We start from the raw sequence: 16,617 nt of genomic DNA on the forward strand, positions 1-16,617 counted from the left end.
AGCGGGCGCGCGTCGCTCAGCGGGCGAGGGAGATTTTGCGGAGCTCGTTCGCGAGATCGTCGCCCTCTTTGATGAGGCCGGGCGTCTCGGTGGCGGGGTTGTCCTTGTTGCCCTCGAGGAGCTGGCGGACGTCGATCATCGCGCTGCGCAGCTTGAAGACGATCTGCTCGCTCGTGAAGGCAGCCACGGACTGGGGATCGACCGGAAGGACCTGCAGATCGCCGCCGGCGAGATCGCCCTTCGTCCAGCGGGTGGCCTCCTTCTCGGCGGGCTTCAGGCCCTGCTGCGTCCGCTCGAGGCGGGTCACCGTGTACTTCGCCGGCCAGTCCTTGCCGAACGGGAACGGCGCCTTGTTCGGAACGAGCTCGGCCAGCGTCTTGTCGCCGTCCCGGCGGAAGACCACCGAGAAGTTCACCACCGGCTCGTCCGCCTCCTTCCACGACTTCTCGACGGGACCCTGCGCCGCCGCGAGCAGGTTCTTGAGGCTGTCCTTGGTCTTGTTGAGATCCTGGACGGACGTGGTGTAGGCGAGCAGCGAGCGCATCACCCGGCCCGGGAGGCTGCCGATCTGCTTCCCCTCCAGGTTGGTGGCGTCGAACGGGACGTTGATCGCGCCGAGCTCGGTCGTGAGCTGCGCGGGGAACGTCTTCTGCGCGAGCTGCGCGGCGGCGTCCTCGAGCTTCTTGTTCAGCTCCTGCATCTTGTCGTTCGCGGCGCGCACGTCCTTCTCGAGCGCCGCGGCGCCCTCGACGGCGGCCTTGCCGCGATCGCCGCGCTCCTTCGCGCCGCCGATCGCGAAGCCCACGGCGATGCCGACCACCGCCGCGAGGCTCGCGTAGAGCGCCGTCTTCTTCGAGGCCTTCCGGCGCTCCTGCTCGACCTCCTCGCCGACCTCGACCTTGATGGTCTGCGCGGCCGCCGTCGGCTTCGGCGGGGGCGTCTGGATCACGGGGCGCGGCTGCGCCGCGAACGGAGGCAGCGGGATGCCTGGAGAGATGCCCGGCGGGGGCGCGATGCCTCCCACGGACGGCATCGGCGGCCGCGCGCTCGGCGAGGGCACGCCACCCGGGACCGGGCTCCCGTCGGGCGGCGGCCCCGATCCGGGCTGCGGGCCAGGCACGGGGAGGGGGACGGCCGCTCCCGGTGCCCCGCCTATCGACGTTTTGCCAAGCCGAGCCTTCAGATCGATTTTGCTCTTCTTCTTTTCTTCAGCCATCGGCTCCTCGGGGACGGGATCGCTGCACCACTTCGCCCTGAAACTTCCAGCCCGCCCGAGGGAACCGACCCACCACGGCCCGAACCGGAGCTGCTCCCGCGCGAGCGGCGACAGGAGGTGACACGGGCCGGCCTCCAGCGGACCGATATGGGAGCGGGCAGGAAAAGATCAGCAACACAACGGGAGCGCCGGGCGAGCGGACGACCCGCCGGGCACGTTAGCGGCGCGCCGCCTGGAATGTCAACGCGATGGCGACGCTGGCGCGGGATGTGTTTCGGCAGGCGATCGCCAGGCCGCTCCGCCGCCGCGCGACACCGCGCCGCCGCCGCGATCCGCGGCAGCGCGCTCGCCGGGGGGTGAGGCCTCTCCCGACCGTGACGCAGGCGGTCATCGGCAGCATGGCCCTCCGCGGAGGGACCGGGTAGGAAGCAGGGGCGCATGGTCTCGTTCAAGTTCGGCGGGGGTCGGCAAGCGCCGCCCCCTTCTTCCCCCGGCGAGGACCGGCAGGCATCGCCGCCGCGACGACCGCCGCTCCGGATGGAAACCCGCCGGGTGACGAGCTTTGATGGAACCGACCTCGCCTACCGGGTGACGCCGCCGCCGTTCGAAGGGGCGAAGTCGGTGGTCCTCGTCAACGGGCTCGGCGGGCCCTACCTCGCCTGGCGGGCGCAGATCGAGTACCTCGCCGACCAGTACCGCTTCATCACGTGGGACTACCGCGGGATGTACGCCTCGAAGCGCCCGTCGCCGGACGCTCCGGACGCCTACGCTGTCGCGCGCCACGTCCGCGACCTGGAGGCGATCCTCGAGGCCGAAGGGGTCCGGCACGGCTCGCTCATGGCGTGGAGCATGGGTGTCCAGGTCGCGCTGGAGGCGTTCCGCCGGCTGCCGGGGTTCGCCGCGAACCTGGTCCTGCTGAACGGAACGCATCGCCCGCCGCTCGAAACGATGGGGCCGCTGCCGGGCCTCGGGCGGCTGTTCCCGCCGCTCGTGGCGCTCGCCGCGCGCGCTCACACGGCCGCGAGCCGCATGACGCGCCGCACGATCGGCCAGGCGGACGCCGTGCCGTGGTTGAGGCGGCTGGGGATGCTCGGGAAGACGCTCGACAGCGAGGTGTTTGCGGAGCTGGTGGAGCCGTTCGGCGGCGTGGACCTGGAAGCGTTCCTCCAGAACCTGCGCGCGCTGGGGACGCACGACGCCGAGGAGGTGCTCGAGCACGTCGACGTCCCGACGCTGCTCATCACCGGCGACCGCGACGCGTTCACGCCCCGGGCGCTGGTCCAGTCGATGGCGCGGCGGATTCCGCTGGCCGAGATCCTCGTGGTCCGCGGAGGGACCCATACGACCGCGCTCGAGTTTCCGGAGCTCGTCTCGCTCCGGATCGAGCGGTTCTTCGCGGATCACGGGTTCTAGGTACGCGTACGCGTACGCGCACGCGCACGAAGAGGAGCACGGAAGACGGGGGACGGAAGACGGAAGACGGATACCGGCGGGGGCTCGCCTCTTACTTCCGCAGCAGATCCGCAAACGGATTGTTCCGGAATCCCCCGGCCGAGCCGCCCTGCCCCTTCCCTTGCCCCTGGGCCGGCTTGCGGCCGTCGTTGCGGCCGCGCGCGTCGCCGGCAGGCGGGCCGCCCGCCTGGGGACGCGCGCCGGCAGGGGCGCCGCCCTTCTTCGCCGTCAGCGAGATGCGCTTGCGCACGAGGTCGACCTCCAGCACCCGCACCTTGATCTTCTCGCCGACCTTCGCGACCTCGTTCGGATCCTTCACGAACCGATCCGCGAGCTGCGAGACGTGCACGAGGCCGTCCTGATGGACGCCGATGTCGACGAAGGCGCCGAACGCCGTCACGTTCGTCACCACACCCTCGAGCTCCATGCCCGGCTTGAGATCCTCCATCGTCCGCACGTCGTCGCGGAACTTCGGCGGCTCGAACGTGGCGCGCGGGTCGCGCCCGGGCTTCTTCAGCTCGCTCAGGATGTCGTTCAGCGTGAACGAGCCGACGTCGCCGGACTGGTACTTCTTGGGATCGATCCGCGCGATCGCCGCCGTGTCGCCGATGAGCGACCCGACCGGCACGCCGAGATCCGTCGCGATGCGCTCGACGAGGCCGTAGCGCTCCGGGTGCACCGCGCTCGCGTCGAGCGGGTGCTCCCCTCCCCGCACCCGGAGGAAGCCCGCCGCCTGCTCGAACGTCCGCGGGCCGACGCCGGCCACGTCGAGCAGCCCCTTGCGGCTCTTGAACGCGCCGTGCAGGTCGCGGTGGGCCACGATCTTCTTCGCGAGGCTCGGGCCGATGCCGGCGACGCGGGCGAGCAGCGGGGCGCTCGCGGTGTTGAGCTCGACGCCGACCAGGTTGACGCAGCTCTCCACCACCTCGTCGAGCTTCCGCGCGAGCAGGCCCTGGTAGACGTCGTGCTGGTACTGGCCGACGCCGATGCTCTTCGGATCGACCTTCACGAGCTCCGCGAGCGGATCCTGCAGCCGCCGGGCGATGCTGATCGCGCCGCGCACCGTGAGATCGAGGTCGGGGAACTCCTCGCGCGCGACCTCGCTCGCCGAGTAGACGCTCGCGCCCGCCTCGCTCACCGGGACGCAGAACATCTCCTTCAAGCCCTCCGACGCGAGCACGTCCTTCGCGAACGCCTCGGTCTCGCGGCCGTGCGTGCCGTTGCCCACCGCGACCGCGCGGAGCGGGTACTTGCGGCAGATGCGGCGCAGGTCCTGCCGCGCGCGCTCGAGCGCGTCGCTGCTGCCGACCAGGTAGATCGTCGTGTGCTCGAGGAGCTTGCCGGTCTCGTCGACGACGGCGCACTTGCAGCCGGTGCGCTGGCCCGGGTCGATGCCGAGCACCGCCTTCGTGCCGAACGGCGCGGCGAGGAGGAGCTCGCGGAGGTTCTGGGCGAAGACCTCGACCGCGGCGCGGTCGGCCTGCATCTTGAGGTCGACGCGCACGTCGCTCTGCACCGCCGGGAGCAGGAGCCGCTTCACGGCGTCGTCCGCGGCCTTCGTCAGCTCGCCGGCCCACGGCGATTTCGGCTTCAGCCCCACCGCCGCGTGGATGGGCGGGACGAGCGGCTCGGGCGCGAGCTCGATCGCGGCGCGGAGCACGCCCTCGGCCTCGCCGCGGCGGATGGCGAGGTAGCGGTGCGAGGGGATGTTCGCGACGGGCTCCTCGAAGCTCGCGTACATGTCGAACTTCGTCTGCTTGCCCTCGTGCTCCTCGTTCTTCTGGACCTTGATGACGCCCTCCTTCGCGTAGGCGTCGCGGACCAGCTTGCGCACGTCGGCGTGCTCGGCGATGCGCTCGGCGCAGATGTCGCGCGCGCCGGCGAGGGCGGCCGCCGTGTCGGGGACCTCCTTCTCGGCGCTGACGAAGGCGCGGGCCTCCTCCTCGGGGCTGCCGTCCTCCACCTGCGACCAGATGCGATCCGCGAGCGGCTCGAGCCCCCGCTCCTTCGCGATGATCGCGCGCGTGCGGCGCTTCGGCTTGAAGGGCAGGTAGAGGTCCTCGAGCTCGGCCTTGGTGCGGCAGGCGCGGATCTTCGACGCGAGCGCGTCGCTCAGCTTGCCCTGCTTCTGGATCTCCGCGAGCACCGTGGCGCGGCGCTCCTCGAGCTCGAGGAGGTAGGCGCGGCGCTCCTCGATCGCGCGGATCTGCACCTCGTCGAGCCCGCCGGTCGCTTCCTTGCGGTAGCGGGCGATGAACGGCACCGTCGCCCCCTCGGCGAGCAGCTTGGCCACCGCCGAGACCCCCTGGCGCGGGAGGCTCAGCTCCTCGGCGAGGAGCGGGACGGGATCGAACGAGCCGTCCGTGCGGCTCGGGACAGCGACAGGGCTCTGCGTCTCAGTCATGGGCGCGGCATACGCGCAGGGTGCACGCGCGTCCAGGCTTGACTTGCGGGCCGCCTCACCCGGCCGCCGCGATGACCTCGCCGTCGCGCAGCACGGCCAGGGCGCGCGGCGCGCCCCAGGGTTGCACGATCGCGTTCTCGTGCGGCAGGTCCCAGACGGCGAGATCGGCGCGGAAGCCCGGCCGCACGGCGCCGCACACGCCGGCGAGGCCGAGCGCGGCCGCCGCCTCGCGCGTCGCGCCCAGGATCGCCTCGGCGACCGTGAGGCCGTAGAGGCGCACCGCGAGCGCGAGCGCGAGCGGGAGGCTCTCGGTCGGCGCCGTGCCGGGGTTCGCGTCGCTGCCGACGATCATCGGGACGCCGGCGGCCCGGAGCGCGGCGACCGGCGGCGGCTCCTGCCGCAGCGTGAAGCTCGCCACCGGCAAGAGCGCGGCGGCCACGCCCGCCCGGGCGAGCGCCGCGATGCCCGCCGGCGCGACGTGCTCGAGGTGATCCGCCGACGCGGCGCCGAGATCGGCCGCGAGCTCGGCGCCGCCCACGTCCGCGAACTGCCCGACGTGCACGCGCACGCCGAGCCCGAGCGCGCGCGCCCGCTCCAGCACCGGCCGCGCCTCGGCGACCGAGAACGCGCTCCGGTCGATGTAGGCGTCGACGTAGCGCGCGAGGCCGGCCGCGGCGATCGCGGGCAGCCAGGAGCGCGCGACGACGCCGGCGTAGGCGGCGCGATCGCCGCCGGCCTCCGGCGGCAGCGCGTGCAGGGCGAGGTACGTCGGCACGACGCGGGGCAGGCGCGCGTCCCTCCCCGCCTCGGCGACCGCCTCGAGCTGCTTGCGCTCCGAGGCCTCGTCGAGGCCGTAGCCGCTCTTTGCCTCCACGGCGGTCACGCCGAGCGCCGCCATCCGGCGGAGGCGGGCGCGGAGCGCCCCGGCGAGCTCGCCGGCCGTCGCGGCGCGCACCGCGCGCATGCTCGCGACGATGCCCCCGCCCGCCGCGGCGATCGCCTCGTAGTCGCCCCCGGCCATGCGGACCGCGTACTCCGCGTCCCGCGAGCCGACCCAGGGCGCGTGCGTGTGGCCGTCGACGAGCCCGGGCGTGACGACCCCCGCGGCATCGATCGCGACCGGCACGCCGGCCTCGGGCCGCAGCACCTCGCGCCGCGGCCCGACCGCCTCGATGGCGCCGCCCCGCACGACGATCGCGGCGTCCTCGATCACCCCGAGCGGGTCGCCGGCCGAGGCGCGGGACGGGTCGCACGTGACGAGCCGGCGCGCGACGATGGCGAAGGCGCAATCGGGGCGCCGCGCGAGCTCCGGCGGTGCGGGCCCCGGCGGCGCGGGCCCCGCCGGCGCGGCCCCGCCGGCGCGGCCCCGCCGGCGCGCCCCCTGGCGGCGCGGTCACGTGGCCGCCCCGGCCGCGAGCGCGGCCTGCGCCCGCTCGATGTCCGCGAGCACCGCCCGCGACGCGGGCCCGCCGACGACCTCGGCGAGCGCCTCGGGCGAGTCGACCGGCCGCGGCGGGCACCGCCGGCGCAGCTCGAGGCAGCGGCCGGCCGCCTCGGCGCAGCGCTCGCGAAAGCGCGGATCGCGCTCGGCCCTACGCACGAGCGCCTCGTGCGCGCGATCCTGCAAGTCCTCGTCCTTGCAGACGAGCAGCGCGTCGCAGCCCGCCTCGATCGCCGCGGTGGCGGCCTCCTCGACCGGATGGTGCGCCGCGATCGCGGCCATCTCGAGGTCGTCCGAGAAGAGCACGCCCTGAAAGCCGATCTCGCCGCGCAGGAGGCCGGTGCAGACGGCGCGGGAGAGCGTCGCCGGCACGCCCGGATCGAGCGCCTCGACGACGATGTGCGCCGTCATCAGCGACGCGACCCCGGCGCGGCAGGCGGCGCGGAACGGCGGCAGCTCGATCTCCTCGAGGCGGCCGCGGCCGTGGGCGATGGTCGGGAGCGCGAGGTGGCTGTCGAGCGCGGTGTCGCCGTGCCCCGGGAAGTGCTTGCCGCACGCGAGCACGCGCTCCTCCTGGAGCCCCTCCAGGAACGCGACGCCGCCCTCCGCGGCGGCGCGCGGGTCGCGGCCGAACGCGCGATCGCCGATGATCGGGTTCGCGGGGTTCGAGTCGACGTCGAGCACGGGGGCGAAGTTCAGGTTGATGCCGGCGGCCCGGAGCTCGGCCGCGACGGCGCGCGCCGCGCGGCGCAGCAGCGGGAGATCCATGAGATCGCCGAGCGAGCGCATCGGCGGCAGCTTCAAGAACGGCGCGGGGAGCCGCGTGACGCGGCCCCCCTCCTGATCGATGCCGAGGAAGGGAGGCCGATCCGGGCCGCACGCCGCGGCGAGCGCCGCGGAGAGCCGCAGCGTGGCGGCCATGTCGGGGACGTTGCGCCGGAACAGGATCGCGCCGCCCCTCCGCCCCTCGACGAGCGCCCGGAGGTACCGGAGCGGCGGCTCGGCGCCGTCGAAACCGCCCACGATGAGCTGACCACACAGGACCTCGAGCGCCAGATCGAGCTGCACCGTCCACCACCTCTCGCGCGGCGCAGGCGCGTGGCTGGCCGCAGCGTCCGTTCGTAAACGACTCGGGCCGACGAGGCCACTTTTGAGGCGCGCGCCGGCCGGGAGCCCCGCGCCGCGGCCGGCCCCGTCAGAACCGGAGCGCGATCTTGCCGAAGTGTCCGCCGCTCGCCATGTGATCGAGCGCCTGCCGGATCTCGGTGAAGGGGAACACCCGGTCGACGACCGGCCGGAGGCCGCCCGCCGCGATCGCACGGTTCATGTCCTCGAACATCGCGCGCGAGCCGACGAAGATGCCCTGAGCGGTGATCTGCTTCATCAGGAAGGGGAACAGGTTGAGCGCCGGCGCGCCGCCCGAGAGCACGCCGATGAGGCTCACGCGCCCGCCGATCCGCACCGCGCGGAGCGACCGGGCGATCGTGCCCTCGCCGCCCACCTCGATCACGTGATCCACCCCCGCGCCGCCGGTGAGCGCGAGCGCCTGCGTGTCCCAGTCGGGCGTCGCGCGGTAATTGATGGTCTCCGACGCGCCGAGCGACCGCGCGCGCTCGAGCTTCTCATCGCTGCTCGAGGTGACGATGACGCGGGCGCCCGCGAGCCGGGCGAGCTGGAGCGCGAGGATCGAGACGCCGCCCGTCCCCTGCACGAGCACCGTGTCCCCCGCCTTGATGTGGCTCGACGCGAAGAGCGCGTTCCAGGCGGTCACCGCGGCGCACGGCAGCGTCGCCGCCTCCTCGTCCGTGAGGTGCGGCGGGACCGCGACGACCCCCTCCTGATCCACGAGCACCTGCTCCGCGAGCACCCCGGGCAGCTCCCCGCCGAGCGCCCCCTTCGTCTTGGCCCAGGAGATCTCCCCGTCGATCCAGCGCTGGTGGAAGATCGGGGACACGCGATCGCCGACCTTCACCCGCGTCACCCCCTCCCCCGCGTCGATCACCTCGCCGACCCCATCGGAGAGCGGGACGAGCGGCAGCGAGAACTTCGGGTTGTAGAGGCCCTTCGTCACGAGCAGATCGCGGTAGTTGAGCGACGCGGCCTTCATCCGGAGGACGATCTGCCCGGGACCGGGCTTCGGATCCGGAAGGTCCATCGGGCGGAGCGCGTCGAGGCCGAACGAACCCTGAATGGCGAACGCTTTCATGCGGATCCTCCTTGAGCGGAGGTGGCTATCTCATGAGGGCTGGACTCGGTCAACGCGAGAGGCAACGCGGCAACGCGAGCGTCAGCGCGGGCGGCGCCGCGCGTCGCGCATCGCCTGGGCGGCGAGCCAGAGGCCGGCCGCCATCACGAGCGCCGTGCCGAGCAGCTGGCGCGCCGACGGGATCTCGCCGAGCCAGGCCGCGGCGAGCACGTGCGAGAGGACGACCCCGACATAGCCGATCGCGCCGATGCGCGCCGCGTTGTCGAGCGCGTAGGCGCGCGTCATCGCGAGCTGCGCGAGGCCGCCGGCGAGCCCCGTCCCGACCAGCAGGACGAGGCCGAGGGCGTCGGGCGCCCGAAAGACCGGGATCGACAGGGCGATCATCGCGGCGCTCGCCACGAGCGAGAAGTGCAGCGCAATCGACTCGGGGCTCGCGCGCGTCCCGCTCCCGCCGATGCGGCGCAGCCAGATCATGGCGAACGCCGAGAAGACGGCGCCGAGCGTGGCGACGAGCGCGACCTCGCCCGCGATCGCGAGCCGCGGCGCGGCGACCAGCGCGACGCCGGCGAAGGCGAGCACGGTCGCGAGCCAGAGGCGCGGGCTGCTCCGCTCGCCGAGCATCCGCGGCGCGAGGAGCGCGACGAAGATCGGGCTCGTCGCGCCGAGCGTGACGGCGTCGCCGAGCGCGATGTCCGGCGTGCCCAGCGTGTAGAAGCTGCAGAGCATCGCGCCGGTGCCGCAGAGCGAGCGCGCCCACGTGAGGCGCCGATCGCCGCGGCTCATGGAGAGCGGCGCCCGGCGGACGAGCGCGACGCCGAGCGCGGTGGCCGCGCCCACGAGCGTGCGGGAGGCCGCCACCTCGGGCCACGGGGCGCCCGCCGACGAGAGCCGCGCGAGGACGTTCATCGCGGCGAAGAGCGCCTGGGCCAGGATCATCCACAGGACGCCCGCGGTCGGGTGCGCCGCGCGCCCCTCGCGCTCCGCGGCGAGGACGATCGCGGAGGCCCCGGGCGGGTGCGCGGCGACCGCACCCTGTGACGACGACGACGACGTGCTCACGAGGCGCATCGCTTACCACCTCGCCGCCGCGCACGCCGCCGCGCGCGCGAGGGCGGCGCTCCCTGGTGCGCGCGCGACAGCGAGGCGCTACCGTCGAAGTGATGCGCGCGATCACGAGGAGAGGTCGAAGAGCAGGAGCGATGTGCGGCCGGCGGGAGCGCTGGCGCGGGGCGCCCTGGCTGGGGCTCATCGCCGCGGGCGCCCACGCGCTCGGGTGCGGCGCGAGCGCCGGGAGCGCGCCGGCCGAGGGGCCGCCGTGGGACCTGACCGCCGAGGCGGCGGCGGAGGAGGGCGCGCGGCCCTCGGGCGGCGAGGCCGCGGGCGCCGAGCCCGGCGGCGGCGGCCCGGCGCAGGCCGCGTCGGCGCCGCCCGCGCCGGGGAAGCTGATGACCCGCGCGGAGGCGGGGCGATACGTGCTCGAGCTGGTGAACCGCGATCGGAAGGCGCACAAGCTGCCGCCGGTCCGGTGGGACGAGACCGCGGCGCGCGCGGGGCGGCGGCACGCGGAGGACATGGTCCGCGTGGGGTTCACCGGCCACTGGGGCAGCGACGGCGCGGTCCCGGAGGAGCGCTACACCGCGGCGGGCGGCGAGGGCTTCGTCATGGAGAACGCCGGCTGCTTCGCCGACGCGATCCCGCGCGAGCTCGACCCGGACCCGCGCTTCTCCGCGGAGAGCCTGGAGCGCGTCCACCACGCCTTCATGAACGAGAAGCCCCCGGCCGACGGGCACCGGCGCAACGTGCTCACAGCGTCGCACACGTCGCTCGGGGTCGGGCTCGCCAAGGCCAAGGGGCTCGACATCGCCTGCATGGCGCAGGAGTTCGTCGACGACTACGGGACGTACCAGCCGCTGCCCAAGCGGGCCAAGGTCGGCGAGGTGATCCGGGTGGCCGGCGAGATCGACGCGCCGGCGAAGATCGCGGGCGTCGGGATCTCGCGGGTCGAGGCGGGCAAGCCGATCCCGCCGGAGAAGCTGCTCAAGATGGGCGGATATGCGATCCCGCCGCCCTACGCGACGTTCTTCCCGAAGGGCTTCAAGACGCCTATTCCTCTTCAGGTGAACGGCAATCGATTCGACATCCAGGTCCCGCTGGACGACCGGAAGCGCCCCGGCCTCTACGGCGTCAGCGTCTGGGCGACGTTCCCCCCCTCGAACGAGCTCAAGATGGTCTCGCTCCGCACGATCGACGTCGGCGGCAAGGGAGGCGCGCGGTGAACCACAGCCGCCCCCCCGCGTCCTCGGCGTCGGAGGAGCTCGACGCGGTCAAGGTGCTCGATCACTTGGTCCGCCGCGCGGTCTCGATGGGCGCGAGCGACATCCACGTCGAGCCGAAGCGCGACGGCATCCGCGTGCGCTACCGCGTCGACGGCGTGATGGTGGCGCAGGGGCAGATCCCGATCGAGATCGCGCCCGCGCTCACCTCGCGCGTCAAGGTGCTCGCGCGGATGGACATGACCGAGCGGCGCCTGCCGCAGGACGGCCAGTTCAGCCTGGAGCTCTACGGCCACCCGCTCATCCACCTGCGCGCCTCGACGTTCCCCGCCATCCACGGCGAGACGCTGGTGATGCGCGTGCTGCTCAGCCACCAGCTGATCCCGCTCGACAAGCTCGGGCTCTCCGAGGGCGACCTGCCGCGGGTCCAGGGGCTCGCGGACCGCGCCTCGGGGCTCATCGTCGTGTGCGGGCCGACCGGGTCGGGCAAGACGTCGACGCTCTACTCGCTGATCAAGGTGATGAAGACCAGCGAGCTCAGCATCGTGACCCTGGAGGACCCGATCGAGGTCGAGTTCGCCGACATCACGCAGGGGCAGACCAACCCGAGGCAGGGCTTCACGTTCGCCACGGGCCTGCGCGCGATCCTGCGGCAGGACCCGGACGTGATCATGGTCGGCGAGATGCGCGACCCCGAGACGGCGCAGATCGCGCTGCAGGCGAGCCTCACGGGGCACCTCGTGCTGTCGACGCTGCACACCTCGGACGCGGTCGACACGGTCGCGCGGCTCGTGGACCTCGGCGCGGAGTCGTGGATCGTGGCGAACGCCCTGCTCGCGGTGCTCGCGCAGCGGCTCGTGCGGCGGCTCTGCGAGGAGTGCGCGGAGACGTACGAGCTCGAGAGCGACGTGACGGGCGAGGAGGACGAGGTCCTCATCGAGAAGGGCGCCGAGCTGAAGCGCGCCGTCGGGTGCCAGTCGTGCCACCTGACGGGCTACCGGGGCCGGATCGGGCTGTTCGAGATGCTGGAGCTCGACGACGACCTGCGGGATCTCGTCAAGGCGCGGGCGGGGAAGCGCGCCTACCGGGAGGCCGCGCGCAGGGTGGGGCTCGTCCCGCTCCGGGAGGCCGGGCTCGCCCGGGTGAAGGAGGGCATCACCTCCCTGGACGAGGTGCTCCGCGTGACGTGACGCTCGTCAGACGCAGCCGCGCGCGGCGCTCGTCTGCGCAGCCGCGCGCAGCGCGCGCCGCCGGTCAGGTGGCCTGTGAGGCGCCGTCGTCGACGGCGTTCTCGGCGATGACGCCCTTGTACCAGAGCGCGCTGTCCTTCGGGATGCGGCGCTGGGTCTCGTAGTCCACCCAGACGATGCCGAACCGCTGGGAGTAGCCGCGGTCCCACTCGTAGTTGTCCATCAGCGACCACACGAAGTACCCGGCGAGCGGCGCCCCGGCGTCGATCGCGCGCCGCGCCGCGACGAAGTGATCGCGCAGGAACTTCAGCCGCTGCTCGTCCGGGATGCGGCCGTTCTTGTCCGGCCCGGTCGAGTAGGCCGCGCCGTTCTCCGTCACGTAGAGCTTCGGCACCCCGTACTCCACGTGCAGCCGGATGAGCAGCTGCCGCAGGCCTTCCGGGTACACCTCCCAGTTCATCTCGGTCTGCTCGGACGCGGGCGCGACGTGCACCGTCCTCGGCAGGTTCTGCTCCTCGGGCACCGTGGTGCTCCGCAGCACCGCCCGGGAGTAGTAGTTGAGGCCGAGGAAGTCGCACTGCGTCGCGATGATCTCGAGATCGCCCGGCTTGCACACGGTCAGCCCCTCCGGCGGGAGGTAGCCCAGCTTGATGTAGTCCGCGATCATGTCCGCCGGGTAGTGCCGGCCGTAGAGCGGATCGAGGAACCAGCGGCTGAAATACCCGTCGTAGTGGCGGGCCGCGTCGTAATCGGCGGCGCTCGGCGACGCGGGCATCGCGTAGTTCATGTTCAGCGTGATGCCCACCTCGGCGCCGGGGCAGTTCTTGCGCAGCACGGGCACCGCGAGGCCGTGCGAGAGCAGGAGGTGGTGGCTCACCGTCAGCGCCTTGCCGAAATCGCGCATGCCCGGCGCGTGGATCCCCTTCTCGTAGCTGAGGAACGCCGTGCACCACGGCTCGTTGTGGGTGATCCACTTCTTGACGCGATCGCCGAGCTTCCGCGACACCACGTCGGCGAACTCCACGAACGCGTCGGCCGTCGAGCGGTGCAGCCAGCCCCCGACCTCGTCCTGGAGCACCTGCGGCAGATCCCAGTGGAACAGCGTCGCGTACGGCTCGATGCCGGCCTCGAGCAGGCCGTCCACCAGCCGGCTGTAGAAGTCGAGCCCCTTCTGGTTCACCGCGCCCCGGCCGTTCGGGAGGATGCGCGGCCACGCGATCGAGAACCTGTAGGCCATCAGGCCCAGGCTCTTCATCAGCGCGATGTCCTCAGGCCACCGGTGGTAGTGGTCGCACGCGACGTCGCCGTTGGTCCCGTCCGTGATCTGGCCGGGCGTCTTCGCGAAGCGATCCCAGATCGACTCGCTGCGCCCGTCCTCGCTCGTGGCACCCTCGATTTGATAGGAGGACGTCGCGGCCCCCCAGACGAACTTGTCGGGAAATCTCAGAGACGGCATGTTGTGTCGTGGTTCTCCTCAGACAGGCACGGCCTCGACGGAGGCGGGCGCCTTGCGGTCGTAGTGCGCGGAGGGCGCGACCGAGCCGGGCGAGTAGAGGTGGCAGCGGACCCAGTGCCCCGAGCCGACGTCGACGGCCGCGGGCATCGCCTCCCGGCACGCGTTCATCACGCTCGGGCAGCGATCGGCGAACGGGCACCCCGGCGGCGGGTTGATGAGCTTCGGCGCGCCGGAGCGGGCCGGGAGCTCGCTGCGGATCGAGCCGCTCGGGTCCGGCACCGCCGAGAGCAGGAGCTTCGTGTACGGGTGCGCCGGCTGCTGCATCAGCTCCTCGCTGGGCGCGCCCTCCACGATGTGGCCGGCGTACATCACCATCGTGCGATCCGCGACGTAGCGCGCGCTCGCGATGTCGTGCGTGATGTAGAGGTACGAGATGCCTCGCTCCTCCTTGAGGCGCTCCATCAGGTTGAGGACGCCCATGCGGATCGAGACGTCGAGCATCGAGATCGGCTCGTCCGCGAGGATCACGCTGGGATCCACGGCGAGGGCGCGGGCGATCGCGACGCGCTGCCGCTGGCCGCCCGAGAGCTGGTACGGGAACTTGGCCGCGACCTCCGCCGGCGGGTTCAGATCGACCGTCTTGAGCAGCGCGTGCACCTTCTCCCGGAGGATCGCGGCGTTCGGCGCCTTGTTGTGGAGCAGGAGCGGCCGCTCCAGGTGGTAGCCGATCGTGTGCACCGGGTTCAGCGAGCCGAACGGATCCTGGAAGATCATCTGCACCTGCCCGCGGTAGGCGAGCGAGGCGCGGTTCGGCTCCTCCTTCAGGACGTCGCGACCCTTGAACAGGATCTGTCCGCTGCTCGGCGGCATCAGCCGCGCGAGCAGCCGCGCGATCGTGCTCTTGCCGCTGCCCGACTCTCCGACCAGCGCGATGACCTCACGCTCGGCCAGCGAGAACGAGGCGTCGTGCAGCGCCCGGAGCTGCTGCGTCCGCAGCCCGCCGCCGACGGGGAAGTACTTGGCGAGGCGCACCACGTCGAGGACAGGCGAGACATAAGGTTGCGTCATCGTCATCGTCAGTAGAGGTGGCAGGCGCCGCGGTGCTCGGGCGCGATTTCACGGAGGACGGGCAGCTCGTTCTGGCAGGTCGCGAACGCCTGCGGACACCGGGGGTGGAAGCGGCAGCCGGGCGGCGGGTTGCGCATGTCCGGCGGCGAGCCCGGGATGCCCTGCAGCTTGCGGCGCGGCCCCCGGACCGAGGGGAACGACCCGAGGAGCCCCTGCGTGTACGGGTGCTTCGGATCGCTGAACAGGTCCTTGGCGCGGGCCGTCTCCGCGAGCTTGCCCGCGTAGAGGATGGCGATGCGCGTGGAGAACTCGGCGATGAGCGAGAGGTCGTGCGTGATGAAGAGGATCGAGAAGCCCAGCCGGTCCTTGAGGTCGGCGATCTGCTGCAGGATCTCCTTCTGCACGACCACGTCGAGCGCCGTCGTGGGCTCGTCCATGATGAGGAACGGCGGCTTGAGCGCCATGGCGATCGCGATCACCACGCGCTGGCGCATGCCGCCCGACAGCTGGTGCGGGTAGCTCGCCAGGCGCGACGTGTCGATGTTCACGAGCTTGAGCAGCGCGGCCGCGCGCTCCATCGCCTGCGCCGGCGTCACGCCGTCGTGCGCGATGATGGGATCCGCGATCTGCTCGCCGATCGTCAGCACCGGGTTGAGCGCGGTCATCGCGCTCTGGAACACGAGCGCCATCTTCCGCCACCGGAAGGCGCGGAGCTGCTCCTCGGTCATGGACAGGACGTCCTGCCCGGCGAAGAGCACGCGTCCGCCCGTGATGACCGCCGGCGGGCGGAGCAGCCGCATGATGGCCATCGCCACCGTCGACTTGCCGCTCCCCGACTCGCCGGCGAGGCCGAGCACCTCGCCCGGGGCGATGTCGAAGGAGACGTTGTCGACCGCGCAGACCGGACCCGTCGGGGTCATGAACTCGACCCGCAGATCCTGAACCGAGAGAATCGGACTAGGCGCCATGAGCCCTCACTACCGGCGTTGACGGACCAGCCGCGACCTTGCGGCTCTTGAGCATACGCGACCAGGCCCCTTCCGCGCGGAGCCGCGGGTTCGAGATCTCGTCGATGGCATAGTTGATCAGGGTGAGCGCGAACCCGACGAGCGCGACGCACACGCCGGTGGGCACGATGGTCCACCACGCGCCCGTGAGGAGCGCGGCGTTGTTGCTCGCCCAGTAGAGGTTCGTGCCCCAGGTGATGGCGCTCAGATCGCCGAGCCCGAGGAACTCCAGGCCGACCTGCGCGCCGATCGCGTAGATCGTCGCGTTGATGAAGCCGGACATGAGGAGCGACGTCATGTTCGGCAGGATCTCGACGAAGATGATGCGCGCGCTGCCCTCGCCGCTCACGAGCGCCGCGGAGACGAAGTCCTTGTCGCGCAGCGCGAGCACCTGCGACCGGAGCACGCGCGCGTTCCACGCCCAGCCCGTGAGGACGAGGACGAACAGGATCGTCAGCGGCCCGGCCGGCAGGTAGGCCGCGATGACCACGGCCATCGGCAGGCCGGGGATGATCAGGAACACGTTCGTGAACAGCGAGAGCACGTTGTCGATCCAGCCGCCGAAGTAGCCTCCGGCCATGCCGATGATCGCGCCGATCGCCATCACGGCGAGGCCCGTGGCGACCCCGACGGCCAGCGAGGTCCGCGCGCCGACGATCGTCTGCGCGAGCACGTCCTGCCCCTGGCCCGTCGTGCCGAAGAGGTGCTCGGCCGAGGGCGCCTCGTGCGGCATGCCCACGAACGCGTGCGGATCCTGGCGCACGAACGTGGGGCCGAGCAGCGAGAGCAGCAGGAAGAAGAGCACGATGAGCGTGCCCACCATCGCCTTGCGGTTCGAGAGGAGGAGGCGGAACCAGCCCGCCGCGCGGGAGACGCCCCCGCTGTTGCTTTGTTGCGCAGCCAT

At 72.5% G+C, this 16,617-nt stretch carries 13 protein-coding genes; 3 read left to right on the forward strand and 10 right to left on the reverse strand.

What is annotated here, in order from left to right:
- Positions 1–16: 16 nt before the first annotated feature.
- Positions 17–1,033 (reverse strand): formin, encoded by a 1,017-nt coding sequence (locus NQZ70_RS27140; RefSeq protein WP_129576802.1) that lies wholly within the window; start codon positions 1,031–1,033, stop codon positions 17–19.
- A 621-nt stretch (positions 1,034–1,654) separates the two neighbouring features.
- Between NQZ70_RS27140 and NQZ70_RS27145 the strand changes: the two genes are divergently transcribed.
- A complete protein-coding gene (locus tag NQZ70_RS27145; RefSeq protein WP_237244097.1) occupies positions 1,655–2,629 on the forward strand; it encodes an alpha/beta fold hydrolase in 975 nt (324 codons plus the stop codon).
- A gap of 91 nt (positions 2,630–2,720) precedes the next feature.
- On the opposite strand, the gene NQZ70_RS27150 is transcribed toward NQZ70_RS27145, so the two are convergent.
- The 5 genes from NQZ70_RS27150 to NQZ70_RS27170 form a co-directional block, all read right to left on the reverse strand.
- Positions 2,721–5,072 (reverse strand): Tex family protein, encoded by a 2,352-nt coding sequence (locus tag NQZ70_RS27150; protein ID WP_129576803.1) that lies wholly within the window; start codon positions 5,070–5,072, stop codon positions 2,721–2,723.
- Between the two features lie 55 nt (positions 5,073–5,127).
- Complete coding sequence (gene hutI, locus NQZ70_RS27155) at positions 5,128–6,285, reverse strand: imidazolonepropionase (protein ID WP_237244098.1); 1,158 nt, start codon at positions 6,283–6,285, stop codon at positions 5,128–5,130.
- A 180-nt stretch (positions 6,286–6,465) separates the two neighbouring features.
- Positions 6,466–7,581: a beta-N-acetylhexosaminidase gene (gene nagZ / locus NQZ70_RS27160; protein ID WP_129576804.1), complete on the reverse strand. Its 1,116-nt coding sequence runs from the start codon at positions 7,579–7,581 to the stop codon at positions 6,466–6,468.
- Between the two features lie 127 nt (positions 7,582–7,708).
- Complete coding sequence (locus NQZ70_RS27165; protein WP_129576805.1) at positions 7,709–8,719, reverse strand: NAD(P)-dependent alcohol dehydrogenase; 1,011 nt, start codon at positions 8,717–8,719, stop codon at positions 7,709–7,711.
- Between the two features lie 81 nt (positions 8,720–8,800).
- Positions 8,801–9,787, reverse strand: coding sequence for a DMT family transporter (locus NQZ70_RS27170; RefSeq protein WP_129576806.1), 987 nt, complete (start codon positions 9,785–9,787; stop codon positions 8,801–8,803).
- A gap of 131 nt (positions 9,788–9,918) precedes the next feature.
- Between NQZ70_RS27170 and NQZ70_RS27175 the strand changes: the two genes are divergently transcribed.
- Positions 9,919–10,995 carry a CAP domain-containing protein gene (locus NQZ70_RS27175; protein WP_129581601.1) on the forward strand — a complete coding sequence of 359 codons (1,077 nt, stop codon included), beginning with the start codon at positions 9,919–9,921 and terminating at the stop codon, positions 10,993–10,995.
- A complete protein-coding gene (locus tag NQZ70_RS27180; RefSeq protein WP_129576807.1) occupies positions 10,992–12,182 on the forward strand; it encodes a GspE/PulE family protein in 1,191 nt (396 codons plus the stop codon). The genes NQZ70_RS27175 and NQZ70_RS27180 overlap by 4 nt, the downstream gene beginning before the upstream one ends.
- A gap of 64 nt (positions 12,183–12,246) precedes the next feature.
- Here the strand turns inward: NQZ70_RS27180 and NQZ70_RS27185 are convergent, their stop codons facing one another.
- From NQZ70_RS27185 to NQZ70_RS27200, 4 genes are read right to left on the reverse strand one after another with little or no spacing between them, the layout of a single operon-like run.
- Complete coding sequence (locus NQZ70_RS27185; protein ID WP_129576808.1) at positions 12,247–13,638, reverse strand: GH1 family beta-glucosidase; 1,392 nt, start codon at positions 13,636–13,638, stop codon at positions 12,247–12,249.
- Positions 13,639–13,656: 18 nt separating this feature from the next.
- Entirely contained in the window at positions 13,657–14,712 is a 1,056-nt protein-coding gene (locus NQZ70_RS27190) for an ABC transporter ATP-binding protein (RefSeq protein ID WP_129576809.1), read from the reverse strand.
- A 2-nt stretch (positions 14,713–14,714) separates the two neighbouring features.
- Positions 14,715–15,674, reverse strand: a complete 960-nt coding sequence (locus NQZ70_RS27195; RefSeq protein WP_129576810.1) for an ABC transporter ATP-binding protein — start codon at positions 15,672–15,674, stop codon at positions 14,715–14,717.
- A complete protein-coding gene (locus NQZ70_RS27200; RefSeq protein ID WP_129576811.1) occupies positions 15,664–16,617 on the reverse strand; it encodes an ABC transporter permease in 954 nt (317 codons plus the stop codon). The genes NQZ70_RS27195 and NQZ70_RS27200 overlap by 11 nt, the downstream gene beginning before the upstream one ends.

Origin of the sequence: Sorangium sp. So ce836, assembly GCF_028553905.1 — a bacterium.
Taxonomy (GTDB): domain Bacteria; phylum Myxococcota_A; class Polyangia; order Polyangiales; family Polyangiaceae; genus Sorangium; species Sorangium cellulosum_D.

Excerpts from the sequence above, each read along its gene's own strand:
- NQZ70_RS27140 (WP_129576802.1), bottom strand. The coding sequence starts at position 1,033 with ATGCCGTCCGTGGGAGGCATCGCGCCCCCGCCGGGCATCTCTCCAGGC.
- NQZ70_RS27145 (WP_237244097.1), top strand. The coding sequence starts at position 1,655 with ATGGTCTCGTTCAAGTTCGGCGGGGGTCGGCAAGCGCCGCCCCCTTCT.
- NQZ70_RS27150 (WP_129576803.1), bottom strand. The coding sequence starts at position 5,072 with ATGACTGAGACGCAGAGCCCTGTCGCTGTCCCGAGCCGCACGGACGGC.
- NQZ70_RS27165 (WP_129576805.1), bottom strand. The coding sequence starts at position 8,719 with ATGAAAGCGTTCGCCATTCAGGGTTCGTTCGGCCTCGACGCGCTCCGC.
- NQZ70_RS27170 (WP_129576806.1), bottom strand. The coding sequence starts at position 9,787 with ATGCGCCTCGTGAGCACGTCGTCGTCGTCGTCACAGGGTGCGGTCGCC.
- NQZ70_RS27175 (WP_129581601.1), top strand. The coding sequence starts at position 9,919 with ATGTGCGGCCGGCGGGAGCGCTGGCGCGGGGCGCCCTGGCTGGGGCTC.
- NQZ70_RS27185 (WP_129576808.1), bottom strand. The coding sequence starts at position 13,638 with ATGCCGTCTCTGAGATTTCCCGACAAGTTCGTCTGGGGGGCCGCGACG.
- NQZ70_RS27190 (WP_129576809.1), bottom strand. The coding sequence starts at position 14,712 with ATGACGATGACGCAACCTTATGTCTCGCCTGTCCTCGACGTGGTGCGC.
- NQZ70_RS27195 (WP_129576810.1), bottom strand. The coding sequence starts at position 15,674 with ATGGCGCCTAGTCCGATTCTCTCGGTTCAGGATCTGCGGGTCGAGTTC.
- NQZ70_RS27200 (WP_129576811.1), bottom strand. The coding sequence starts at position 16,617 with ATGGCTGCGCAACAAAGCAACAGCGGGGGCGTCTCCCGCGCGGCGGGC.